We start from the raw sequence: 25,112 nt of genomic DNA, 5'->3' as shown, positions 1-25,112 counted from the left end.
TTGAACAAAGTTTATATAAATAATCCCACAAACCATTGCAATATAAAATACTGCACAAAAGAAGATTAAAATGTATTTAAATGTCTTGTTCATATTGGTACCTTCCTAAAAGGAACTAATTTGGATTTTAATATTGTATGTAAAAAGGAAAGGATAGATGAACAGGAGAGTATACCTGTTTACATCTATCCTTTTTTACAACAATATGACTACATTTACTACTACAACAAATTTTCATATAGTTATTGAACTATTTTTTGAATAACTAAATTAACCTCTTCATTAACTTTAATTACGAATAAATGGTCCCCTTCACCTTCAATTGGACCAACTACATCTTCATTAAAAGATTCAGCATGTTGTCTACCATGTCTATTAAACTAGCAGTTTTTATTTTCCCTGATTCTTTTCCATACCTAAGGTACCCAAAAGTCCACTGGATTCCCGAGGCTACTATCCACATTTGTGTCTATAAAAAGACTTTTTGTGCCACTAGACGTAACTGTAGATTCCTGAACAAGAAAAATCATGAAAATACACACAAAGTTAGATTATCATCCATTACATTACTGTTTTGCTTCGTTCGAATAGAAAAACTGGGAAGAACGCCACTTGTTCGATATCTCCTCAATGTGATAAGGTGTCGTTCTGCAGCATCCGCCTATTAAACGTGCACCTGCTTGGTACCATTCTTCAGATTGAATATCCAACGTGTTACATTGTTCATGACCATGCCATGTTTTTGTTTCTGGATTATAAGTTTCACCAGAGTTTGGATAAACAATAATTGGTTTTTTTATGTTTGCCCTCAACTCTTGGATTGCACCAGTCACAACAGTTACTGGTGCACAATTGATGCCTATTGCTACAATTTGTTCACTTTTCTCAAAAACTCGTGCACACTCCACTAGTTTCATACCTTCACTAATCTCTTTCTCATTTTTTAGCGAAAAGGAAAGCCACGCATATGTTTCTGGAAACTCACGCAATAATGTATCTAATACTCTTGCTTCTTGCAGGCAAGGGATCGTTTCAAATGCCAATAGATCTGCACCTGCTTCGATTAACGCAGACATTCTCGAACGGTGAAAGTCTACTAATGTTTCATCTGTCACAACATAGTTGCCTACATACTCTGAACCATCTGCAAGGTAAGCTCCGTACGGCCCAACTGATGCAACAACCAATGGTTTAGGCCTATTCGTTTGCGTATTTTCCTTCCAAAAATCATCTCTTGCCCTTCTTGCAAGTAACACCGTTTTCTTAATTAATTCCAAAGCTTCCTGTTCTTGTATTCCACGCGCGGAAAAACCACTAATAGTAGCTTGATAGCTTGCTGTTATGGCACAGTCTGCTCCAGCACGAAAATAGTCCGAATGAACCTGATAAATTAGTTCCGGATTTTCTAGTAACACACGTGCCGACCAAAGGGGATCGTCCAAATTACATCCATGCGCCTCCAATTCAGTAGCTAATGCTCCGTCTAGAAGCATAATGGAATGTTGGGATAAAATAGTATCAATTGGGTTGATTTTGTTCGACATAATCTACACCCCTCTTTTTTAGATTTTTTGTTAGATAATAACTTCCATAGCAAAACAAAATAAACGGTATGCCGCAATATAAGGCAATTCTCTGTGTTGGATCGAATGCAATTCCAATACACGATGCCAGACAAAGGATAAAAGAAGCAATTGGTACTAATGGATATAGTGGTGTGCGATAAATCAAGTCCTTTTCAGAATTTCCTTCTTTCAAAAATTGTCTGCGAAATAGGAACTGGGAAGCGCTAATACTCATCCAAACTATAACTACTGCTAGACCGGAAATGGAAACAAGTACGATATAGACAGTATCTGGTGCCACAATACTTGAGAGCAAAGCCAAAGCTCCACCCATCATACTGAAAATGACGGCGTTGATTGGAACACCTTGCTTCGTCATTTTCCCAAAAATCGGGGATATCGTATTCTTATTAGCAAGCGACCAAAGCATTCTAGAAGAGGCATAAAGGCCTGAGTTTGCCGCAGATAAAATGGCTGTTAAGATAACGAAATTCATAATGTCAGCTGAATATGGCACCCCAATTCGTTCTAGAACTGCAACAAAAGGGCTCTCTAATACCCCTGCATCGGAAATAGGCAATAACGCAGATAAAACAACAATCGTTCCTACAAAAAAGATGATCAATCTCCACAGAGTAGTTCGAATGGCCTTCGGTATCATTTTTTCCGGGTTCGCTGTTTCTCCAGCTGCAATGCCTATTAATTCTGTTCCCGAAAAAGCAAAATTAACCGCAAGCATGGTCATCATAATGGCCGTAGCACCATGAGGAAATAAACCTCCACTTGTAAAATTAGAAAAGAATGGTGCTGCTTTTGAATGAGTCATTGGAAGAAACCCTAGCATTGCTGCTACTCCTAAAACAAGAAAAAGCACAATAGCTATAACCTTTATCGATGAGAACCAAAATTCGGATTCGGCGAAAAATTTAACAGTCAGGACATTTAATACAAAGATCAAAATGGCAAAAAGAACACTCCATAACCAAATATTAACCGATGGAAACCATCGCTTCATAAGTAATCCTGCGGCTGTAAATTCAGAACCTAAAGCAACAGTCCAAGTTAACCAATACAACCAGGCTACTGTATATCCTGTACCCGGTCCAATGTATTTAACTGCATAGCTATGAAATGCGCCTGTTTCAGGCATATGTACGGAAAGCTCTCCTAAACATAGCATAACTAGATAAACCACTAGCGCACCAATCAGGTAGGATAGAATTGATCCAAACGGGCCAGCTTGTTGAATAGTGTAACCCGAGCTTAAGAATAAGCCAGTTCCAATCACCCCACCAAGTGATAGCATGACTAAATGACGTGCTTGCATTTTCCTTTGAAATTCTCGCCCATTTTTGTTCTCCATTTCTACTCTCCTTTAGTTACTATCCAGAAAAAACAAAAACGCACTCTAAAAAAGAGGGCGCTACTGACAAATAAAAACGGAAGCTCTCATCTATCAGGATTATCACCCGCTGGAATTAGCACAGTGTCTACTTAAGCAGACCTGTTGCTGAGGTTTCATAAGGCCAGTCCCTCCACCTCTCTGGATAAGAAATATTTTTTTATAACCTTATCAATCCATTTAATAACTGTCAAGATAATTCTGTTTTTTTAAAAAAATTATCTATTATAGAAATACAAAAAATAGTATTACTATAACTGCAACCCACTCCTTCTCGGGTATTATTTAAAAATCGAACATACAAAACCTGATTTATTTATCATTTTAGCCAAGAAGACTCCTTCCTCAAGGAGCGTGAAGGGTCACAGCCCAGTGAGTAGGTGGGAGATGAATTGGCTTCGAACAAGGGATGGCAGGAAGCCATCTTAATTGTTCGACATACAGAAAGTGTTACTCCACTACCTATCGAATATATGTTTGGTTTGTGATAGTTATATACCGAAATGGAGGTGAATCAAATAATGATTAATAAAGCCTATAAGTTTCGTATCTATCCAAATCAGGCACAAGCAATTCTAATCAACAAAACGATTGGGTGTTCTCGCTTTGTATTCAATCATTTCCTATCCTTATGGGATCACGCATACAAAGAGACAGGAAAAGGCTTGACCTATGGTACATGCTCTGCCAAACTATCTGCCATGAAGAAAGAGCTTGTTTGGCTAAAAGAAGTGGATAGTATTGCGATTCAGTCGTCTGTTCGCAACCTTGCGGATGCTTATATGCGCTTTTTCAAAAAACAAAACAGCGCACCGCGCTTTAAGTCTAAGAAGAACAACGTACAATCTTATACCACAAAACAAACAAATGAAAACATTGCCGTTGTAGGGAACAAAATAAAGTTGCCGAAACTAGGCCTTGTTCGATTTGCCAAAAGTCGCGAAGTAGAGGGGCGTATTGTAAATGCTACAGTTAGACGGAACCCTTCTGGTAGATATTTTGTGTCACTATTAGTTGAAACAGAAGTACAAGAACTTCCGAAAACAAGTTCTTACATTGGAATAGATGTAGGACTAAAAGATTTCGCTATTTTGTCAGATGGAACACACTATGAAAATCCGAAGTTTTTCCGATCATTAGAAGATAAGTTGGCGAAAGCACAGCGTGTTCTTTCTAGAAGAATGAAAGGATCTTCTCGCTGGAATAAACAACGAGTAAAGGTAGCTAGAATTCATGAATACATATCAAATGCTAGAAAAGATTACTTGGACAAAATTTCAACTGAAATCATCAAAAACCACGATGTTATCGGTATAGAGGATTTGCAAGTATCGAATATGTTAAAGAATCATAAGTTAGCAAAAGCAATTAGTGAGGTATCTTGGTCGCAATTTCGATCCATGTTAGAATACAAAGCAAAATGGTATGGCAAACAAGTCATTGTCGTATCGAAAACATTTGCTTCCAGCCAATTATGTTCTTGTTGTGGATATCAAAATAAAGACGTTAAAAATCTAAACCTACGTAAATGGTTTTGCCCTTCATGTCAAACACATCATGATAGAGATATTAACGCAAGTATCAATCTAAAGAATGAAGCGATAAGGCTTCTAACCGCAAGGACTGCAGGGTTAGCCTAATCAATTAGAGTTCGATAGAACTCTTTACTTAGGAATCCCTCACTTCTAAACGAAGTGAAAGTGGGGGTAGTTCAAGATACGGTTCACAAGTACTTCCTCAAAATTTAATGCATTTCTAAATATCTTCGTACTTCTTTGGCTATGGGGTCACCATACATAACCATCAACTCAGGAGATTTTAATACCCTCCAATATCAAAAAACATTATCTTTTCTAAACAAGCTAAATTAGAAAGGATAATGTTTTCTTATGAATCTCTCGATTTAAGATAAATTATTACCATTTGCAGAAGAATTACAACGATATGTTACACCTGTATTCTTAGAAGAACTTGCAAGAGAAATAGAATTTATTAAGCGAAAACTTAAGTTTTCTGGATCAGAATTAGCTGCTATTTGCATTTGGATTAGTCAACGGGTGGCAAGTGATTACTTGGTTCGATTATGTAGTAGGCTTCATGCAGCGACAGGCACTTTACTTAGCTCTGAGGAACTTAATAAAACTTCTATTGAAGTTTCTAATTGACTACAAAGTTGAGTAAGAGAGGTAGTAGCGATTTGTTGATTTAACCATACACACAAAGATAAAAAATGGTGCCCATGGCACTTGCGTTTTCGTTTTATTCCGCCTGCTTCTATGGCTAATTGATTAAGTGTAGTAGGAGTCATATATCGATATAACTCTTCAGCAAATAAAGACAACTCTTGTTTTTGATGAATATTTATAAAAAGCACGTCACCCTTACTCATTAACATAAGAGAATAGTAACGTGCTTTTAACTTCAAGAATAGTCTAAATCCTTAAGTTGATGGATGTGGGTTATCGCCACATGCCCATTAAGCTAAAAATAGATTTTCTATGCAATTCCATTTTTTTGTTGTGCCACTATTACCGTTTCTGTTTCGTTATAAGATAAGCTCAAATTTCTTCTTCATCTTAAAGTGGAACAAATTTATTACTTAAATTGTCTATTTAGTACACTTTTTAAATATGAATATATTTCTTAAAGTAACTTCAATAATTTTAGGTAAATCAACAGGAGAATTGAAAGGCAGGAGAAAGTAGCATGTCAGAAAATTATCGTTCTCGAGAGGAGAGACGACAAGTTAAAAAGAAAAAACAGCCTTCTGCTAAGAAACAAAATGCAAAAGGTAAAACATCTTTTTTTCGTAAGTTTTTAGTTAGTTGTTTATTACTTGGTATTGTGGGGTTAGTCGCAGGGGTTGCTACCTTTTTCGTTATGATCAAAGATGCTCCAAAACTTGAGAAAGCAAAACTTGTTAATCCGTTATCCTCAAAAATTTATGATAAAGATGGGAAATTGATATATGAATATGGAAAAGAAAAACGAACGAATATTATGTATGATCAGATTCCTAAGTTAGTAGAAAATGCGTTTTTAGCAACGGAAGATGCACGTTTTTACGAGCACAGTGGCGTAGACTATAAAGGTACTGCACGTGCAGCCTTAGTCAGCCTAAAGGGGGATTACGGTTCTCAAGGTGGAAGTACGATTACACAGCAAGTTATTAAAAATTACTTCTTATCGATGGAAAAAACGTCAAAGAGAAAGGCGCAAGAAATATACTTAGCATATAAGCTAGAACAACAGTATTCAAAACATGAAATTTTAGAAATGTATTTAAATAAAGTTTACTTAGGTAACCGTTCATACGGAATCGCAACAGCAGTACAAAATTACTATGGTAAGGAATTAAAAGATTTAACACTACCAGAAGTTGCAATGCTTGCTGGTTTAATGAAAGCTCCTAATAACTATGATCCAACGAAAGAACAAAATATCAAAAAAGCAACAGAAAGAAGAAATGTTGTACTTAAATTAATGAATCGACATGGTTATATTACAAAAAAAGAAATGGAAGAAGCATCAAAAGTTCCAGTAACAGAAGGACTTAAGAAAGCAACTGAACAAAAAGAAATGCCCTATCCAGCTTTTATGGATGCGGTTGTGAAAGAAGTTGAAAAAGAGTTGCCAGATGTTAATATAGGATCTGACGGTTTAGAAATTTATACAACATTAGATCCAAAGGCACAGGATTTTGCGGAAAAACTTTTAAATAAAGATATTATTAATTATCCAAATGAGAAATTCCAAGGGGCTTTCACATTTATGGATACGAAAACAGGAGAAGTACGTGCAATTGGTAGTGGACGTGGTGAAAATAAAGCTGTTTTTAAAGGACATAATATTGCAATTGAATTAAATCGCTCAGCAGGTTCAACGATGAAACCAATTTTTGATTACGCTCCTGCAATTGAATATTTAAAATGGGCTACTTACCATCAAATTGATGACTCTCCATTTAAGTACTCAACGGGACAAGAAGTTAGAAATGCTGATAGAAAGCATTTAGGACCAATTACAATGCGTGATGCATTGAAAACGTCCCGAAATATCCCGGCAATAAAAACTGCAAAAGAAGTAGGGATTAATAAATCAAAAGTTTTCTCTGAAAAGCTAGGTATTACATTTAATGTAGCACCGACCGAATCAACAGCGATTGGTACAAATGAAGCGTCACCGACTGAAATTGCAGGTGCTTATGCGGCATTTGGTAATGATGGTAAGTATACGAGGCCACATTTTGTTAAGAAAGTCATTTATTCAGATGGTAAATCAAAAAGTTTTGAGCAAAAGCCAAAACGAGTTATGAAGGATTCTACAGCATATATGATTACTGATATGCTTCGTACTTTTGTTTCATCTGGATTAGGTACAACAGCTAATATAGGTTCTTTAGATATAGCGGGTAAAACAGGTACAACAAACTATTCTTTAGAACAAATAGCACAATATAATCTACCAGAAAGTGCAACTCGTGATAGTTGGTTTGCTGGTTATACACCACAATATACGATGGCAGTATGGACCGGATATACAAAGGATAGTAAAGATGATTATATTAGTAGTAAAAATACGAAAATAGCTCAATTGATTTTTAAAGAAATGATGAGTAAGTTTGCTACAGATAAGTCACAATTTAAAATGCCGAACAGTGTAGTTCAAGAAGGTAGCGAATTACGTATTAAAGGTGAGAAGCGTGATTCTTCTCCAAATACGAAAATAGAAAATACGACTGAACAGCCGAGTGAAAATAAGCAAAAAGAAAAGCAAAAGAAACAAGAAGAGCAAAAGCAAAGTGAGCCAAAAAGTGGTAGTGACCAAGGAAATACAACACCACCAAACAATGGTAATGGCCAAGGAAATACAACGCCGCCAAAAAGTGGTAGTGACCAAGGGAATACAACACCACCAAACAATGGTAATAGCCAAGGAAATACAACGCCGCCAAAAAGTGGCAGTGACCAAGGGAATACAACACCACCAAACAATGAGGATGATCATGGAACGCTACCGTCACCAAGTAATGATGGGAATACAGGAGAGGCTCCAGCTAATAATGGATAATATGTAATCATATAATTAAAAAACGCAATCCTTTTTGTAGAAATATACAGAAAGGATTGCGTTTTTATGTATTCTAAAAGACATAGTCAATTAAACAAACTATAAATGAGATATATCAGAGACAAAGGTTATCACAATCTACATGTTTGAACAAGTAGGATTCTTCTCTTTTGGGATGTACCTTTTCTTTTTATAAAAAATTCAATCAAAAAAACTTGAAAGTTTATGTTATACGTAAAAAAAGCGAATCTATTTTCAAAATAGATTCGCTTTTTCATCTCCTAATAACTTAAAAACTTAAACTTAAAATAGAAAAAATGAATGAAGTATTCGGATGATAGTAAATGCCTGAGTGATTTCAATGTATACATGACGAATCAGTTTGTATTTATTTCCTTGATAGGATTTTACATAATATTAATTTTTTGTGAATTATTAATCTGAAAATAATTTGATTTAAGGTATTATTCACACAAAATGAATACCTTTATGTAATTTATTTAATTTATAAGGTAGTTAGGAATACCAAATCAAAACATAAAAGCTCATTATTGATTGATACTTTATAAAGTTGTATTAATATGTGTCATAAAATAATATCAAAATATAATTATAAACAGAATAAGGGAGGACTATGTAAAAAAGTAATAAATACAAGGTCATAAACTGTTTTTGCACGTAAGTACATGCTAAAGAAACCAAAACTATTAAATTGATCAAGGAAATGAGAGGGAGATACTATGGGGAATAAATCAAATTATAAAACCAAAAGAATACTAGTAGCTACTGCAACAATAACTATAATTGCTTCTGGAATGGCTTCTTCATCAGATGTCTTTGCAGAGGAAATGCAGCAGCAAAAAAATTTATCGCCATCACTGCAAAGTGAAAAGTCAGTTAAATCAGAAAATAGAACATTTACAGTCCCAGGAAAAGGGGATGTTGAGGTACTAAAACAACAGGAAAGAAAAAATATGGCATTTAGTCCATATGAACCAACTGGTTTATATGCAAAGCCAAATGAACAAATAACGATTAATGTAGAAGGTAATCAAGATATTGAGGTATATATTGGAACGTATTCATATGATGCTTCTTGGAGAGAAGATTCTAAGATAAAATCATTTACATTAAAACCTGGTATAAACACAATCCAATCTCCAAATGGGGGGATGATTTATTTTTATAATAAACAACAAGGAGGTAGCATTCGAACAACAATTACAACAGGTGGAACGACTACGCCTTTCTTTGAACTAGGAAAGCATACAAAACAAGATTTAATAAACATGCTGGACCAGTATCCTAGTGCACATGCAGTGGAGTTAAAAGGCGAACGTGTATTAATTACGGCCAGCCCTGCACGTGTTAAGAAATATTTGTTGGGTTCTAATACAGATCCTGTACAACTCTTAAAAAAGATGGATGAAGCTACTCGAATTCAAGACAAAGTAGCTGGATTATCTGAAGAACAAGTAGATAAACATTATGTTCATTACGTAGAAGAAAATCATTCTCCTGATTATTATATGTATGCAACTTCTTATCGAACAGCATATGTAGGAGACGCAATCCAATACGTGTTAGATATTAATAAATTTATAACAGATGGCTGGGGCCCTTGGCATGAGGCAGGACATTTGAGACAACAATCGCCCTGGAAGTTTTATAATATGACAGAAGTACAAAATAATATATACAGCCTTTCTGTAGAAAAAGCATTTAATCAACCATCCAACTTAGAGAAAAGTGGAATTTATCCAAAAGCATTTCAATATCTAGAACAAGTGAATAAAAATTATGATGAAATTAGCGATGTTTTTGTAAAGCTTGTTATGCTTTGGCAACTACAGTTAGCGTATGGAGAGGATTTCTATCCTAAATTGCATCAATTGTATAGAGACATGCCTTCAAGTGAACTTCCACAAACTGATGAAAATAAAAAACAATTATTTATGATTTCAGCATCAAAAGTAGCCAAACAAAATTTGATTCCTTTCTTTGAGAAGTGGGGATTACATCCAAACAACGATACCATTCAAAAAGTAGCTGCATTAGGATATCCAATTTTAACAGCAGAGATTTGGAAGGGTACAGATTCTAATCCAATTAAACCAGATATGCCTAATGTAAATAATATTTTAGAAGGAAACCAGTTTGCATGGTCGCTGAAAGGGATTGGAGATTTTGAATTCGCAAAAGTAAATTTAAATAAATCAACAGAAGAAATGCAAATAGATTTAAAAGCAGGTGTACCACATAACTACTTTGATAGTACATATGCAAGTATTAAAGTGCAAAACACATCAGGTAAAGTGGTCTATAACAAAGAGATTTATGGAAATAAACAACAAAATGCTGAATCGCAAAAAGTCTCGGTTAAGGTAGGAGACTATATAGAGTTAACACATCTAGAAGGTGTGCATAGAGCTACTATTACAAATGTGGAAAAAAGCATCCAGGAAAGTTTTGGGAACAAAGTGGTGTATGAGATTACAAAAGAGGGATTGAAGAAAGTAGATAAAATTGTTAATCCGGAACCAGATACAAAAGCTCCCACACAGCCACAAGGATTATATGCAAGCAACCTTACTTCTAACAGTGTAGAGCTAAAATGGAATCCGTCTACAGATAATGTAGGTGTAAAAGAATATCAGGTATTACGTGATGGACAATTGATTCAAACCGTACAAGGAACGACATTTACTGATCAAAACTTAACAGTTAATAAGGAATATAAATATGCAGTGAAGGCTGTAGATGCAGCTGGAAATACATCAATTCAAAGTGAAATTCTTCTGGTAAAAACAAAAGATCAAAATGTATCTTATGAGAAATGGGATCCAAAGAAGGCATATACAAAGGGCGATAAAGTTGAACATCAAGGGACAGTGTATGAAGCGGTTCAAAGTCATCAAGGAAATGGGGACCCGAATTGGATATTTGCGTTATCTTTATGGAAACCAATTACAATCAAATAACATGTAAGAATCAGATGTGAAGATAGAACAACATAAAATTGGGGCAGTATTTTAAAGATTTACTGGATGTTGCTTGAATTTTGATAGATTTCTCTACTAAGTTATTATTCAATATTGAACTACTGACCACTTAACGCCCTTACGGACTTTTTGAAGTGGGAGATTCCTGCGAACACCGGTGTATCCACTGGTTATCTTAGCAGGCTCTACCCGTAGTCCCTACGGTGAGAACATAAGTATCTTGTACGTTAACGCACCACACTCCCTACTTTAGCTTGGTTTTCGCAACTTCAGTTTTCAATGAGCAATCTGTACAAGTAAATGATAACAAACATGTTGGCTTATGCCAACCGACATTCATCTCCCACCTAAAATTGGTGTTTCACACCTTCACATTTTTGAGGAAGGAGTCTTCTGTCGGGAAACAATAAAAATTAGAAAAGGATGTAGATTAGTGATTAGTCAGAAAACGAAGAAAAGATTTAATAAAGTTATTATAATGATCGCAGCATGTAGCATGTTTTCTATGTTTGGAACGTCTATGTTGCACACTAAAGCTGCAACACATTCAGCTGCTCCAGCAGTTTATGTGAGTCCCCAAAATATACCTGTCTCAGATATTATTAGTATAGACTGGTCACCAGTTCAGACTCCACCTTATACGTACTGGGCTGTACACAACTGGAATGCAGGTGGTGAAGCTGGAGGATATGCTGGTTTTCAACAACAAAGTGGGTTTGATGAAAATGGAAAACGTACTTTACATTTTGCCTTATGGGATCCAATTTCCTCTAAAGAAGCAATAAAAGCCGAATACTTATCTCCGAATTCGCAAGCTGGCCCCTTTGGAGGAGAAGGAACAGGAATGAAGGTTCAAACAACTTATGGTTGGAAAGACAACAATTGGTACAGAATGACAATGCGTTCATGGCAAGAAAATGGTCATACCAAATTTGGACAATGGATGAAAGATGTAACAAAGAATAAATGGCATCAAATTGCAATTATGGACTTTCCGGTTGCTAATGTTGCATTTAATCATGGATTAGGAATGTTTCAAGAAGACTGGGCTGATAGTGGACAGAATGTTCGAGAAGCGCGCCTAAAAAATGGTTATAGCCGAAAATTAGTTGATAAACAATGGAGTTCTTGGAATAATCAAAGTATTTCTGGAACGCATGATAATACTTATCAATATGATGGAGGAGCTACTTCAGAATATGTATGGGTCAAAGCAGGAGGTAATACGCAGTCTACTATTGGGTCAGGAAAAATATTCACGCTAAATCAACCTACTCAACCTGAAATAGGAAAATTAGATTTTGATATCCAATCTATATATTATGAAAATGAAAAATTAAATGTATCTTGGAAACTAAAAGAAAATAGTACACCGCAATTTAAGGGGAAAATTGAAATTTATAACAATGAAAATATGACGGGCCAACCTATTAACGTAATTGATGATATTAAATCTTATCAAAATGGAATCAGTCAATCTATATCATTACCAACAAATGCTTATGCAAAAATTGTATTAACGGATATATTTGATCAAACTGTTGAGAAAAAGGTACAAATCAAAAATGAATCTCCAAACATTTTTGAAGGTAATGAATTTGCTTGGTCGCTGAAAGGGATTGGAGATTTTGAATTTGCGAAAGTAAATTTAAATAAATCAACAGAAGAAATGCAAATAGATCTAAAAGCAGGTGTACCACATGACTACTTTGATAGTACATATGCAAGTATTAAAGTGCAAAACACATCAGGTAAAGTGGTCTATAACAAAGAGATTTATGGAAACAAACAACAAAATGCTGAATCGCAAAAAGTTCCAGTCAAAGTAGGCGATTATATCGAGTTAACACATCTAGAAGGTGTACATAGGGCTACTCTTACAAATGTAGATAATAGTAAACAAGAGAGCTTTGGAAAAAAAGCCATATATGAAGTTACAAAGGAAGGCCTGAAGAAAGTAGAAAAAATGCCAGAAGCAACAATTTTAGAAGGAAACAAGTTTGCGTGGTCATTAAAAGGATATAGTGATAGAGAATTTGCAAAAGTAGATTATGATAAAACGGTAGAAGAGATGAAGGTCAAACTAGAAGCAGGTGTACCACATTCCTACTTTGCTAGTACGTATGCGAGTATTAAGGTCCAGAATTCTTCTGGCAACGTTCTGTACAATAAGGAAATCGTGGGAAATAAACAACAAAATGCTGAAAGCCAAATTGTGCCCGTCAAGGTAGGGGATTACATTGAATTTACCCATATAGAAGGAGAAGCAACAAAGGAAAAAACGCGAGCAACTTTAACTAACCTTGAAAATAACAAAAATGAAACCATTGGAAAGACAGCGAGGTATCAAGTTACAAAAGAAGGCTTGAAGAAAGTAGAGAAAATGCCAGAAACAACGGTTTTAGATGGAAATCAATTCGCTTGGTCATTAAAGGGATATAATGATCGAGAAATCGCGAAAATAGAATATAACAAATCAACAGAAAAAATGCAGATTAAATTAGAAGCGGGTATCCCCCATTCTTATTTTACTAATACGTATGCAAGCATTAAAGTCCAGAATTCATCCGGTAATATTTTGTACAATAAAGACATTATAGGAAATAGACAACAAGCTGCTGAAAGCCAAACCGTTTCAGTCAAAGTAGGGGATTATATTGAGTTTACTCATATAGAGGGAGAAGCACAAAAGGAAAAGACACGTGCCACACTTACTAATCTCGAGAATAGTAAACAGGAATTTGTAGGTAAGAAAAAAACATATCAAGTTACTCCTACCGGATTATTAATGAAATAGATTAAAAGGATGTCCAAAAAAATAGAATTTTTTTGGACATCCTTTTTTATTCATAGAATATCTCTTTAGTTGAATTTATTTAGTTTTTATTTGATTATTTTATAACAGCAGAAGATTTCCAACACAATATCGTGCCAATATTCGAAAATTAAAATTATCATTTTGATTTTTAATATTGGCACGATATTTGCTTATATAAAGAAATGATGAAATTAGCTGTTCACATATTATATTTTTCTAGATTAGCCTAAAATTTTTAATGATTAATTCATTTCAACATCAAGCAGTGAAAATGATAGGTAAAGATCTTGGGTGAGCGCTTGGCCCTTTGATGGTTTGGTGGAGGATATTGAATCCAAAGCGAATCATTATCTAGCAGTTCAATGGCCTCCAAAAATGATATCGGAATGGAATATTCTACAGCAGAGTTAGTTTGATTAGCCAATTAGTGAATAAAATTAGTGCAAATTTAAGGGTTATAAGTAAAAGAATCAATAGCATTCAGTTACCTCTAAAAAATATAAAAAGGTAATAAAACCATTTTCTTCGAGTTTCTTATTTGCTTGTGCTACTGGCCCCAGACTCACTTTCAATTGTTTTGTCAGTATGAGTATAGAAGGTAATTATGTTTCTTCCTGTAGGAAACGGGGACAGATTTGATAAACAATAGATAAGTATATTTGTTTGGAAAGTGACGTCTCAATGTTATAAAAGAGGCTTGAGTGTTATATATGGTTTCGATATAACATACAAGTAGATCAATGAATTCTTTGAAATAAAGTATTAAAAATAGAAGTCGATAGGGGGAAATAACTCTATTAATAAGGGTTAAGTTAAACATCTATGCTTTAAAAGAATACTCATTTGTTCCGACGTTTTAATCATTTAATACATAAGCAATATAAAACTACAACCTAAAATAGTAATTTTATCTAAACCGGTCATATAGCATAGAGGCACTATACTTCATTTTTGAAATCATGAAATCATTTAATTTTTACTAAATACTTTTCAATGTAATCAGAGACCGTAATATTACCACAATTAAAAGGAGACATATTATGTTTAAACATGATATTATTGTGCGCTCTAGTGAATATGATTTTTTTAGACCTGTAAACAATGCAAATTTTATTATTTACTTTGAAGAAGCGAGAAATCAACTTTATCAAATTTTTAATTCAAGTTTAAAGATAAAATCCTGGAATTTAATCATTGCTTCAATTCAATGTGATTTTATTCACGAGGTGATAAGTACCGAAAAAGTAACTATTTACACATGGATTAGTCAAGTTGGTAATACAAGTTTTCAAGTTGAACATGCTATACAAGACGAACATCAAAATTGGATTGCAAGAGGAAAAGTTATTTTAGCTCATTTTAATTTTCAATTAAAAAAAACAATTCCTTTACCTAAAGAAATACAGCACTTACTTTCGGAACATAATGAGGCACCTAATGGCATTCCGAAGTTAAGATCAAAACACACTCATCTTTTTATTTTAATATAAAAGACGCCATACGGGATATATATAATTACATTAATATAATATGAAAAACTCATGTAATTACAGTGTTATATCAGCTTCTTGTGTGTTATACACATGGTCCATATAGAATATAGTTAATGACTGAAATACTAACTAATGAATAGGAAGGTAAAGTAAGTTTTCATAAAAATATGGAGGTTTGTACAATGAAATATTATGTTGTAGACGCATTTGCAGAAAACGTATTTGAAGGAAATCCTGCAGCAATTTGTATTATGGAACAGTGGATTCCAGAAGAGATGATGCAAAAAATTGCGATAGAAAATAATCTTTCTGAAACGGCTTATGCAGTAAAAGAAGGTGAGGGCTATAAACTAAGATGGTTTACTCCTGGAGGAGAAATTGATCTTTGCGGCCATGCAACTTTAGCAGCAGCATACGTAATTGCTAACTATTATGAAAAAGAAATTGAAGAAATTAAATTTCTAACAAAAAGTGGACAACTTACTGTAACTAAAAAGAATGACATTTATGAGATGGATTTCCCCAGCACAATGCCTGAAAAAATTACATTAACAGATGAGATGATTGAAGCAATTGGCATAAAACCTGTAGAAAGCTACTTAAGTAGAGATTTGATATTCGTATTAGAAAATGAAGAGGATGTTCAGAATCTGACACCTGATTTTGCGAAAATGAAGGAGCTACCTGATGGATTAGCTGTATCCGTTACAGCCAGAAGTACTAAGTATGATTTTGTTTCCAGAGTCTTTTTCCCGAAACTCAATGTAAATGAAGATCCAGTTTGCGGTTCAGGACATTGCAGTTTCATTCCATTTTGGGCCCAACGTCTTGGTAAAGATGAAATGGTAGCAAGGCAGCTTTCTGACCGAGGGGGAACACTATATTGTAAACATGAGGGAGACAGAGTGAAAATTGCGGGAACAGCAGTTGTATATGCCATTGGTGATATTCAAATATAATAAAAACGAGACTAAGAAATGAAATTGTTTAATTAATAAACTAGTGGCAGTCAAAGATTATATTTGCGATTTAGACCGTATTGTAAATGTAATTAAACTACAAGCCTTTGTGCATAGTGTAGCTGGCTTTGATTAACAACATATTGTTATTAACGCTCTTTAAAGTTGTTGCAAGATATATTCGGAATGGAAGGTCAACATGCTCGGACGGCAATTGGAGTGAATCAGCTACCCCATGTATGTCACAGTGGAAATTGATTCTATATTTGAAGTTAAAGCCAAATAAGTAAATAATAAACAAAGTTTTTCTTTAATTGAAAAACACCTACTAAAATTACATGATAACGTATTAATAGTATTAAACCAGTTTCTAATTATATACAGAACTACTTTATATGTGTTGCATGAAATGTAGTTCTGTATATGATTTTTTAAAGAATAACTTATAACAAGGAGTCTTAATATTATTTTAATTGTCATGAAAACTCTAGTGAAAAAGTCTAAATTTTCTTTATCGAAGAGGTAAGAAAGGGTTACAAGTATGAAAAAAGGGGTTCTATTACTAATATTTGCAACATTCCTATGGTCGGGAAACTATATTTGTGGGCGTTTTTTAGGACCAGTATTACCACCAATATTACTTAACACTATTCGATGGGCGATCTCTACTATGATTCTGATCTGCCTATTAATGCTTAATAAACAAAAGTTGCATCTCTTTAAAAATTGGAAAGAATTTAGTATACAAGGTTTTTTAGGTGTATATGCCTTTTCAACTTTAAATTATTTAGGACTCCAAACAATTAGCGCATCCAGAGCAGGAATGATTTCAGCAGGGATTCCCATTATGATTTTACTTTTTACACCTTTTATTCTTAAGGAAAAGATTAAAACAAAGGCATGGATTGGTGCACTTATTTCCATAGTCGGTGTCATAATACTAATTCAAGGAAAATCCTCAAATTCAATAGAAGTCTCGATTATTGGGGATGCTGAGATACTATTATCATGTGTCGCTTGGGGTTTATATACAGTTTTCGGGAAAAAGTATGGAAGAAAGATAGACCCTCTAGCAATGACTGCTGGGGCAGCATTTTATGGGACAATTTTTAGTGCAATAAGTTGCATTGGCACAGTACAGACGGATATGATTCACCTAACTAAAAGTGCATGGGTTTGTATTATTTATGTTAGTACTTTTTCGTCAGTAATTGCTTATATTGCATGGAATACAGGAGTAAAAATAGTTGGAGCAGGACGTGCTGCACCTTTTATTAATTTACTACCAGTATGGACGGTATTATTAGGAGTTTTTTTATTGCAAGAACAGATATCAATCATCACGGTTGTTGGTGGTGTCATCACTATTTTGGGCGCTATTTTAACAAGTTTATAAGATAGCATAAAGTGAATAAATATAGTAGCGCTAAAAGTACAACGGTAAATTTAGTTATTAAATATTAGTAATGAGAGTAAGCATGTATGTGCATGAATAAAAATAAAAATTTTATGAAAAGGAAGGATTGTAAAATGTCATTAGAAAAAGTCATTTCCTATTTCAAACAATATGGTATGGAAGATAGAATTATTGAGGTTAAGGAATCCAGTGCAACCGTTGAACTTGCAGCAAAAGCTTTGCAATGTGAGCCTCAAAGAATCGCAAAAACTCTATCTTTTCAAATAGAAGATCGTGTTTTAGTAATAGTCACTGCAGGTGATGCAAAAATTGATAATCGTAAATACAAGGAACAATTTGGTGTTAAAGCAAAGATGATTGATGTAAACAAAGTAGAAGAGCTAATTGGTCACGCAATAGGTGGTGTTTGCCCGTTTGCTGTAAATGAAGATGTTGAAGTGTATTTGGATGTATCGTTACAAGGATTTACAACTGTCTTTCCTGCCTGCGGTAGTGGGAACAGTGCAATTGAATTAACAATAGAAGAACTAGAAAGATACTCAGAATATTTAAAGTGGATTGATGTCTGTAAGGGATTTGTAAACTAAGAACTAATTTTATGAAAATCTACAGTCTGACGATATTTTAATAGGACTTTAAAATAAAGAGAGGTTGAGTAAGTATGAAAAAAAGATTTTGCATATTAATATTAGTTATGCTATCTAGTATTGGCTTGGTTGGCTGTGAACAATGGGATCGTTATAGTCCTTTTGCAAGCGAGACAGGTGTATACGGTGTAGTAAAAGAAGAAGCTAAACGAGATTCTAACGCACCTAAAGATGTAATTAAGTATTCATATGATTTACTTGGGTATGATGAAGATTTAAATAAAATTGAATTAGGTTTTGGGTCTGAAAACAAATTCCCTATTGGCACATATATTAAAGCTGTTAAAAGAGGAAGCGATACAAGAATGCATGATGTTTCAATTATTAAAAAAGAAGATATTCCAGCACATATAATTAAAAAATTAAATGAACAAGATAAATCTTTAGATTCCCGGAGCATATTTTAAATATATTTGATTTTATCTGTTGTGGATTGAAACTTTGGTATAGTTTCTTAGAAATTAAATAAGTAACGGTGCTTCCATAGATGCTTTATCCATACCATCTCCTGTGTGATTTGGACCATAAGTTTGCCGTTTCGGCAAGTTTATGGTTCTTTTTGTTTGCGGCAAACTTATGCTTCCAGGATTTGAAGAATATTTTTAATGTCGTTTTTAAATAAATTCAAGATGTTTATAAAAAGACTCAATGTTTTGTTTACTTTGATTAGTCTATCTAAAGGGATGTTTTTATAGCTAAAAGAAAATCTGAGCTGAAAGGTGAATGAAGAAACTGTTGAGCAGCAATAAAGTTACTCCACTAAAAGTGGCAGATTGTTGAATAAGAAGAAAAATTTAAGGGCATATATCTTCAAGAAAGAGAAATTCACTTTTTATTGAAATAAAGAATTAATAACAAGAGAAATTATACATTTCAATACAACTATTTTTTAGTTCATCTCATTACTAGGATAAATTTGATTTTTTAAACAGTATAGCTACCATATTATTCAATCCTAAATATGTAATTTGTATATCTTAACTTTTACTTAATGATTCTAAATTTAAAAATGTTGACATAGTCCACTAAATAATTTATCATTTGTTGACATAGTCCACTAATAAAGGGGGATATTATGAACCATAATGAAAATATTGTTAGTGATATAAGGCGATTTAACCGATTTTATACGAATATACTTGGTTTGTTAGATAAGCATGTATTTAATGGTGAATATTCTTTTACGGAGTCTCGGGTAATTTTAGAGATTGGTTTCATGGAAGAATGTATTGCAAACGATTTAGTCGAAAAACTCGATATTGATCGCAGCTATATGAGTAGAATAATTGCAAAGCTTATTAAAGATGGTCTACTAATTAAGGAAAGTTCGACAATTGATAATAGAACAAGTCTGATTCAATTGACACCAAACGGGACTGCTTTTTTTAATCATTTAAATGAAAAATCTAATGAACAAATAGTGAAATTACTACAGGGGCTGTCACAAAAAGAAATAGAAGAAATACATGTTTCTATGTTGTTGATTGAAAAGAAATTAAATAGAACTGAGGAGGATATGAATGCTACGATTTGATAATGATTATGCAGAAGGTGCCCATGGGCGAATTTTGAAGCAATTAGTTGAAACTAATGAAGAGCAGACACCTGGATATGGTATGGATGAACATTGTGCAAAAGCGAGAGTATATATTAAAGAAGCATGTGATACAAAAAATGCAGATGTACATTTTCTAGTTGGAGGAACACAAACAAATACAACAATTATTGCTTCCATATTACGTCCGCATCAAGGGGTAATTTCTGCAATTACCGGTCATATTGCAGTACATGAAACCGGAGCAATTGAAGCTACTGGTCATAAAGTGCTTACTTTGCCGAGTGATGACGGTAAAATTCGTGCAGAACAGGTAAAAGAATTATATGATGCTCATTGGAATGATGCGACTCATGAGCATATGGTACAGCCGGGCTTAGTATATATTTCTAACCCAACAGAGAATGGAACAACTTACAGTAGATCCGAATTAGAAGAATTAAGCAAGGCTTGTCGGGAATGTGGTTTGCCATTATTTATGGATGGAGCTAGATTAGGATATGGTCTGGTTTCCAAAGGCAATGATTTATCCTTAGCAGATATCGCATCACTTTGTGATGTTTTCTATATTGGGGGAACTAAAATAGGAGCATTGTTTGGTGAAGCAGTAGTCATTATAAATGATGCTATAAAAAATGATTTTCGATATATAATCAAGCAAAAGGGAGGACTATTGGCTAAAGGGAGATTATTGGGAATACAGTTTGAAACTTTGTTTGAAGACGGCTTATACTATGATATTTCCAGACATGCTGTGGAAATGGCGATGATGATCCGAGAGGCATTTGTTGAAAAAGGATTTTCATTAAGGTACGATTCAAAAACAAATCAACAGTTTCCTATTTTGCATAAAGATGTAATAACGAAATTGAGCCAAAAATATTCCTTTGCCATTTGGGAGAAAGTCGATGAAACGCACAGTGTTGTTAGATTTTGTACCAGTTGGGCTACAAAAAAGGAAAATGTAGAAATGTTGATAGAAGATATTAAGAAATTAGAATCGCGATTTGTGAATGAGTGAATTGATTTGAATCAATAGTTTATCAGTTAAAGGAAGATGCAAAATGTCAACAAAGGAATTATATGCAGAGAATAGTTATATTAAAGAGTGTAAAGCGCAGATTGTTTCAGTAAAAGGCAATTTTGTTGCATTTGACCAAACGATTTTTTATCCAGGTGGTGGTGGACAACCTTGCGATAAAGGGACCATTAAACAGGGAGATGAAATCTACGAAGTAGTAAATGTAAAAAAAATAGATGGTGAAATCGTTCATGAATTAGATCGTCCATTGCAGCACTTAGAACAAGCAGTCATCATGCATATCAACTGGTCTTGGCGTTTTCAAAACATGCGTTATCATACATTATTACATGTTATTTCTGGTTATTTATTTCAGCATTACGGTGCTTTAGCTACAAGCAGTCAGATTGAAAAGGATTATGCCAGATTAGAGCTAGCGTTTTCTCCTGAAGTTATAGAAGAAATACAGTTTGAGAATTTAGAACAATCAATATGTAGGTTAATATCTAAACATCATAATGTTCAAATGAGAACGATGAGTAGAAGAGAAGCTGAGCAGAAAGAAGGGAGTATTAAGACAATTATTAACTTACTTCCAGCTTCTCTTAACGAAGTACGATTAGTTCAAATTGATGATATTGACGAGCAAGCATGTGGTGGAACCCATGTTAACAAAATAACTGAAATTGGCGACTTCTCCATTATTAAAATTCAAAACAAAGGCGCCACAAAAAGAAGGTTGAAAATTCAGCTTAACTAACAGTTTCTTCTTTAAACTGATTGCATCATTTATTGCTTAAATTTCACGAGTGTTTATAAAAAGGATTGTTCTGTGTTTTATTTGTTAAAACTTAAATTCAATTATAAACCCTTATTACACAAAAGAGCGCGATTGTTGCGCAAACACAGGTAGAAAAATGAATAAACTTTCTTATATAAATTATTTACTAGCAACAAATAACCCAAGCATTTTTGACTGATTTTTTCAAAATGTTTGGGTTTCTTCTGTTAAATGGTCTTTTTTTGTAGCATGTTTTTGATCAAACTTTATTACAAAGTACCAGGATTCACGGCAAGTTTATGGGTTAATAATCACTCTCCGGCAAAGTTTTACTTCCACTAGTGGCCACTTTATGAGTGAAGTCACATCCTGTATGGATAAATAAAATATAAATTATGATTTTAGATGACTAGGCTATTTGTGATTATAATAAAGGGTAAAAACTTTATTCATTTTCTATAGAATACCCATAATTAGAATTATGTTTTGTAAATTATAAAATTATGTACTTTATAAATTTAAAAGTTATTATAGAGTCTTTAATAATTAATTTTCAATTTAAACTTTCTTTTCTTTGAACAAAAAAAGGACAAAGAAAGACATGAAAAGGAATGCTTCTTTTCTTTATTGGTTTAAGAAGGGGGCATGAATTATCGCAAAAAGTAGAAATCCCAATGCAGTATATAACTTTAAGGAGATAAATAATAAGTTAGTTATGCTATTTATTATTGGCTTGGATGGCAGTGAACAATGGGATCGTTATAATTTTTCTAACATTCGATAAATCTGATTTCTATTATATTAAGTATGGTTAAATATCTAGTAAAGTTCATTATTTCTATTAACAAAAAATAGCGATTCTATAATTTATAGAATCGCTATTTTTTGAGTTGTTACTTTTTCAAGTAAAATATAACTAATATTCATTTATTAAGGAGTGAAACGTTTTGCTGCACTCTCTTTTGGATAATTTAGACCAGTTGGTGTATAGCTAATTAGTTCAATTAACATTCCCCAAGGAACACGACCATAAACAAAATGGCCTGTTCCATCTTCCACATCTCCTAACAATTCGCCAGGATCATTCAATAGTTCTCCACCAGCTTCTACAAAACGTTTAGCAGCTTCTTTTATGTCATCCACATAAAAACCAAAATGTTGAACATCATACATAATCAGAAGCAATAGCCGGTTATTGTTGAACGGTATCTGCGTATTTGCTCACCCATACACAAAAACTACTAAATCTTTTGCTTGATACTTACTGGTTCGTTGTACAAAACCAACACCCCTAGCAAGATCCCGTAAGCTATTTGGAGATAAAAAACTTTGAATCCCTTGAGTGAATATTTGAAATTCTTCAGACACAGAAACAGACATAAAAAACACTATCCTTTCCTATGAATCTACAGAAAGAATAGCGTATTTTTTCATTTTAGGGGATATTTTGCTTTGTTAGCTCAATGACAATGCGGTCAAACTCTATTTTAGATACCAGTCAAAGGCGTTTTTATAAAGAATTTTTTTTATGGCTTCTTCTTCAAATTCGTTTTTAATTAACTCTATATCTGAATGTCGGAATGGTATCTTTGCCCTTGTTGAAGGCAAATCAGTTCCAAACATTAACGCATCAGGGTTAATTGAATAAATTGCTTTCATTGCTTCAGCAGCATCAAAGTCAATTCTTCCAAATCCAGTAGCTTTTACTCGAACTCCTTTTTCGACTAAAGCTAATAAATTAGGTAGACCTGCTTTTGACAAACCTAAATGATCAATTGATACTTTTGGCAATTTTTCTAATATATTAGTTATCTCTGGTAAGGCATTTGAATTAATATAAAGCTCTGTATGCCAATTTACTAATTCATATACTCTTCTAGCAAAATTGTCTAAACGTGATATATCCTCTGAACCACCTCGATTTACATTAAAGCGAAGTGCCTTAACACCTTTCTCATTCAATTTAATAATTTCATCGTCTGATGTATCATAGGGTAACTGCGTAACACCAACAAAATTCTTCCCCAATGTTTGCAATGCATTTATTAAGTAAGTTTGATCAAACTTTTGAAAGGAACCAGAGACAATCGCACCACCAATTACATTTAAATTACTGACAGTGTGTAAATAATCTTCAGACGTAAATGGATCTGGCATATATCCTTGATTTTCGTACAATGGAAATTTTGGATCGATTATATGTAAATGTGTGTCAAATACTTTCATAGGATCACTCCATTCAAACGAATTTATAATTAAAGCATAGACTTCTTTTTGATATAAATAAATTAGATATTAATTATTAAAATTTATAAGTATATCTAATCGAATAACAATAATCCAAAAGATGTATAATGAAATTCTATTACATAATCAATATTTTTGAACACCTTTATTATTCACGAACAATGTATACACAAAAAAGCTAGTAAAGTACTAACTTTTTTGTACTCCTCATAAGAATAATTATGAGGAGTACTCAAGTCGCTTATTTAACAACAGCGATTATTATTACATATATAAACTTTGGTTTGTTAGTTTATTGTAGAAAAGTAAACATTTCGTTCTGGGGTATTTATTTTTCTTAATTTGGTAGAGATATGGTGATACCCCTAATACAAAATCATTTAATTAAAACGCGACAGGATTTTGACCTTCATTTTTCCAAACTGTACTTCTACGTTCAAATTCAAACAGTTTTTCTACAGCGTGTGCAATTTTTGATCCTAGTTTTTGTTCAATTGTGTAAATGGCAAGATCTATCCCTGAAGTTACACCACCGCTTGATACTATATCCCCATCATCTACTATACGAGCATGCACCGGTATAGCGCCCATTTTAGGTAAGGCATCCATTCCCATAAAATGTGTACTAGCATATCGACCATTTAGAAGCCCAATCATCCCTAGAAGGTTAGCACCTACGCATACTATATTTAAAGTAATATTTGGATTTTTTGCCGCTTGGTGTAACAAGGTTTTCAACTCCGTCTCAGAAGCCCTTTTTAATCTATTTACAATTGAATTTGGTCCATCCTCATAGGAATCCCCGGAACTACCTGGAATTAGAATTACACCTTCGGCGTTTGGGTCGAGTATGCCTGAAGCTTCGACTCTTACGTTATCAACTCCACTGTTAACAAATCTTTTCCCTTCAACAGTCACCAACTCTACTGTTACTTCTTCTGGAGAAAGTCCTGCTGCTGCGTTAAAGACATCAAAAGGAGCAATTGCATCCATTAAATCAAAACCATCAAATAAAACAACTTGGAATTTCATATTGTACACACATCCTATTATCATTATTTCAGACCGGACCGACCGGTCTGATGAAAGTGCTGTATACTGGTTAGAAAACAACCTTCCAGTTACAAATAATATA

General features: G+C 33.7%; 17 protein-coding genes, 3 pseudogenes and 1 riboswitch. Of the genes and pseudogenes, 13 read left to right on the top strand and 7 right to left on the bottom strand.

The genetic code is table 11. The annotated features are described in order from the left end of the window. Positions 1–566 precede the first annotated feature (566 nt). On the bottom strand, positions 567–1,544 hold the full coding sequence (gene mmuM / locus NZ044_RS29105; protein ID WP_170265069.1) for a homocysteine S-methyltransferase: 978 nt from the start codon (positions 1,542–1,544) through the stop codon (positions 567–569). Beyond that, the gene (gene mmuP, locus NZ044_RS29100) at positions 1,519–2,928 is read right to left on the bottom strand and encodes an S-methylmethionine permease (RefSeq protein ID WP_170265072.1); all 1,410 of its coding nucleotides are present in this window, start codon (positions 2,926–2,928) and stop codon (positions 1,519–1,521) included. Before mmuP ends, mmuM begins: the two co-directional genes overlap by 26 nt. A gap of 83 nt (positions 2,929–3,011) precedes the next feature. After that, positions 3,012–3,119: riboswitch (SAM riboswitch) on the bottom strand. Positions 3,120–3,488: 369 nt separating this feature from the next. Here mmuP and tnpB point away from each other — a divergent pair. Further along, on the top strand, positions 3,489–4,607 hold the full coding sequence (gene tnpB / locus NZ044_RS29095) for an IS200/IS605 family element RNA-guided endonuclease TnpB (RefSeq protein WP_340864006.1): 1,119 nt from the start codon (positions 3,489–3,491) through the stop codon (positions 4,605–4,607). Positions 4,608–4,856: 249 nt separating this feature from the next. Then, positions 4,857–5,108: pseudogene (locus NZ044_RS29090) on the top strand (IS4 family transposase); the annotation flags it as partial. On the opposite strand, the pseudogene NZ044_RS29085 reads toward NZ044_RS29090, so the two are convergent. Beyond that, positions 5,081–5,332, bottom strand: a pseudogene (locus tag NZ044_RS29085) (IS4 family transposase); the annotation flags it as partial. The pseudogenes NZ044_RS29090 and NZ044_RS29085 sit on opposite strands and share 28 nt — an antisense overlap. 341 nt (positions 5,333–5,673) lie before the next feature. Between NZ044_RS29085 and NZ044_RS29080 the strand changes: the two are divergent. From NZ044_RS29080 to NZ044_RS29030, 11 genes are all read left to right on the top strand, one after another. Then, positions 5,674–8,037: a transglycosylase domain-containing protein gene (locus tag NZ044_RS29080; RefSeq protein WP_170264986.1), complete on the top strand. Its 2,364-nt coding sequence runs from the start codon at positions 5,674–5,676 to the stop codon at positions 8,035–8,037. Positions 8,038–8,777: 740 nt separating this feature from the next. Then, positions 8,778–11,018, top strand: coding sequence for a M60 family metallopeptidase (locus NZ044_RS29075; protein WP_170264989.1), 2,241 nt, complete (start codon positions 8,778–8,780; stop codon positions 11,016–11,018). Positions 11,019–11,472: 454 nt separating this feature from the next. Then, positions 11,473–13,836 (top strand): putative mucin/carbohydrate-binding domain-containing protein, encoded by a 2,364-nt coding sequence (locus tag NZ044_RS29070; RefSeq protein ID WP_340950194.1) that lies wholly within the window; start codon positions 11,473–11,475, stop codon positions 13,834–13,836. 1,061 nt (positions 13,837–14,897) lie between these two features. After that, a complete protein-coding gene (locus NZ044_RS29065; protein WP_097807870.1) occupies positions 14,898–15,347 on the top strand; it encodes an acyl-CoA thioesterase in 450 nt (149 codons plus the stop codon). A gap of 185 nt (positions 15,348–15,532) precedes the next feature. After that, positions 15,533–16,309 carry a PhzF family phenazine biosynthesis protein gene (locus NZ044_RS29060; RefSeq protein WP_097807869.1) on the top strand — a complete coding sequence of 259 codons (777 nt, stop codon included), beginning with the start codon at positions 15,533–15,535 and terminating at the stop codon, positions 16,307–16,309. Between the two features lie 541 nt (positions 16,310–16,850). Continuing rightward, positions 16,851–17,705, top strand: a complete 855-nt coding sequence (locus NZ044_RS29055) for a DMT family transporter (protein WP_097807868.1) — start codon at positions 16,851–16,853, stop codon at positions 17,703–17,705. 134 nt (positions 17,706–17,839) lie between these two features. Next, positions 17,840–18,313, top strand: a complete 474-nt coding sequence (locus NZ044_RS29050) for a YbaK/EbsC family protein (RefSeq protein ID WP_097807867.1) — start codon at positions 17,840–17,842, stop codon at positions 18,311–18,313. A 74-nt stretch (positions 18,314–18,387) separates the two neighbouring features. Next, on the top strand, positions 18,388–18,780 hold the full coding sequence (locus NZ044_RS29045; protein ID WP_170264993.1) for a DUF1093 domain-containing protein: 393 nt from the start codon (positions 18,388–18,390) through the stop codon (positions 18,778–18,780). A 665-nt stretch (positions 18,781–19,445) separates the two neighbouring features. After that, on the top strand, positions 19,446–19,907 hold the full coding sequence (locus NZ044_RS29040) for a MarR family winged helix-turn-helix transcriptional regulator (RefSeq protein WP_097807865.1): 462 nt from the start codon (positions 19,446–19,448) through the stop codon (positions 19,905–19,907). Continuing rightward, on the top strand, positions 19,894–20,949 hold the full coding sequence (locus tag NZ044_RS29035; protein WP_098285096.1) for a threonine aldolase family protein: 1,056 nt from the start codon (positions 19,894–19,896) through the stop codon (positions 20,947–20,949). The genes NZ044_RS29040 and NZ044_RS29035 overlap by 14 nt, the downstream gene beginning before the upstream one ends. Before the next feature lie 43 nt (positions 20,950–20,992). After that, on the top strand, positions 20,993–21,709 hold the full coding sequence (locus NZ044_RS29030; RefSeq protein ID WP_340950193.1) for an alanyl-tRNA editing protein: 717 nt from the start codon (positions 20,993–20,995) through the stop codon (positions 21,707–21,709). 951 nt (positions 21,710–22,660) lie between these two features. Here the strand turns inward: NZ044_RS29030 and NZ044_RS29025 are convergent. From NZ044_RS29025 to NZ044_RS29010, 4 genes and pseudogenes are all read right to left on the bottom strand, one after another. Beyond that, complete coding sequence (locus tag NZ044_RS29025; protein ID WP_097807862.1) at positions 22,661–22,903, bottom strand: hypothetical protein; 243 nt, start codon at positions 22,901–22,903, stop codon at positions 22,661–22,663. A 43-nt stretch (positions 22,904–22,946) separates the two neighbouring features. Next, positions 22,947–23,110: pseudogene (locus tag NZ044_RS29020) on the bottom strand (IS4 family transposase); the annotation flags it as partial. A 102-nt stretch (positions 23,111–23,212) separates the two neighbouring features. After that, on the bottom strand, positions 23,213–23,956 hold the full coding sequence (locus tag NZ044_RS29015) for an amidohydrolase family protein (protein ID WP_097807861.1): 744 nt from the start codon (positions 23,954–23,956) through the stop codon (positions 23,213–23,215). A 405-nt stretch (positions 23,957–24,361) separates the two neighbouring features. Further along, a complete protein-coding gene (locus NZ044_RS29010; RefSeq protein ID WP_340950192.1) occupies positions 24,362–25,009 on the bottom strand; it encodes a DJ-1/PfpI family protein in 648 nt (215 codons plus the stop codon). Positions 25,010–25,112 lie beyond the last annotated feature (103 nt).

Source organism: Bacillus sp. FSL K6-1338 (assembly GCF_038006965.1).
GTDB lineage: Bacteria > Bacillota > Bacilli > Bacillales > Bacillaceae_G > Bacillus_A > Bacillus_A thuringiensis_S.
Note: the sequence above shows the minus strand (reverse complement) of the source record. Positions and strands in the feature narration are given on the sequence as shown.

What these genes read in the sequence shown, in the direction of transcription:
- mmuM (WP_170265069.1), bottom strand. Translation starts at nt 1,544, where the DNA reads ATGTCGAACAAAATCAACCCAATTGATACTATTTTATCCCAACATTCC.
- mmuP (WP_170265072.1), bottom strand. Translation starts at nt 2,928, where the DNA reads ATGGAGAACAAAAATGGGCGAGAATTTCAAAGGAAAATGCAAGCACGT.
- tnpB (WP_340864006.1), top strand. Translation starts at nt 3,489, where the DNA reads ATGATTAATAAAGCCTATAAGTTTCGTATCTATCCAAATCAGGCACAA.
- NZ044_RS29080 (WP_170264986.1), top strand. Translation starts at nt 5,674, where the DNA reads ATGTCAGAAAATTATCGTTCTCGAGAGGAGAGACGACAAGTTAAAAAG.
- NZ044_RS29075 (WP_170264989.1), top strand. Translation starts at nt 8,778, where the DNA reads ATGGGGAATAAATCAAATTATAAAACCAAAAGAATACTAGTAGCTACT.
- NZ044_RS29065 (WP_097807870.1), top strand. Translation starts at nt 14,898, where the DNA reads ATGTTTAAACATGATATTATTGTGCGCTCTAGTGAATATGATTTTTTT.
- NZ044_RS29060 (WP_097807869.1), top strand. Translation starts at nt 15,533, where the DNA reads ATGAAATATTATGTTGTAGACGCATTTGCAGAAAACGTATTTGAAGGA.
- NZ044_RS29055 (WP_097807868.1), top strand. Translation starts at nt 16,851, where the DNA reads ATGAAAAAAGGGGTTCTATTACTAATATTTGCAACATTCCTATGGTCG.
- NZ044_RS29050 (WP_097807867.1), top strand. Translation starts at nt 17,840, where the DNA reads ATGTCATTAGAAAAAGTCATTTCCTATTTCAAACAATATGGTATGGAA.
- NZ044_RS29045 (WP_170264993.1), top strand. Translation starts at nt 18,388, where the DNA reads ATGAAAAAAAGATTTTGCATATTAATATTAGTTATGCTATCTAGTATT.
- NZ044_RS29035 (WP_098285096.1), top strand. Translation starts at nt 19,894, where the DNA reads ATGCTACGATTTGATAATGATTATGCAGAAGGTGCCCATGGGCGAATT.
- NZ044_RS29030 (WP_340950193.1), top strand. Translation starts at nt 20,993, where the DNA reads ATGTCAACAAAGGAATTATATGCAGAGAATAGTTATATTAAAGAGTGT.
- NZ044_RS29025 (WP_097807862.1), bottom strand. Translation starts at nt 22,903, where the DNA reads ATGTATGATGTTCAACATTTTGGTTTTTATGTGGATGACATAAAAGAA.
- NZ044_RS29015 (WP_097807861.1), bottom strand. Translation starts at nt 23,956, where the DNA reads ATGAAAGTATTTGACACACATTTACATATAATCGATCCAAAATTTCCA.
- NZ044_RS29010 (WP_340950192.1), bottom strand. Translation starts at nt 25,009, where the DNA reads ATGAAATTCCAAGTTGTTTTATTTGATGGTTTTGATTTAATGGATGCA.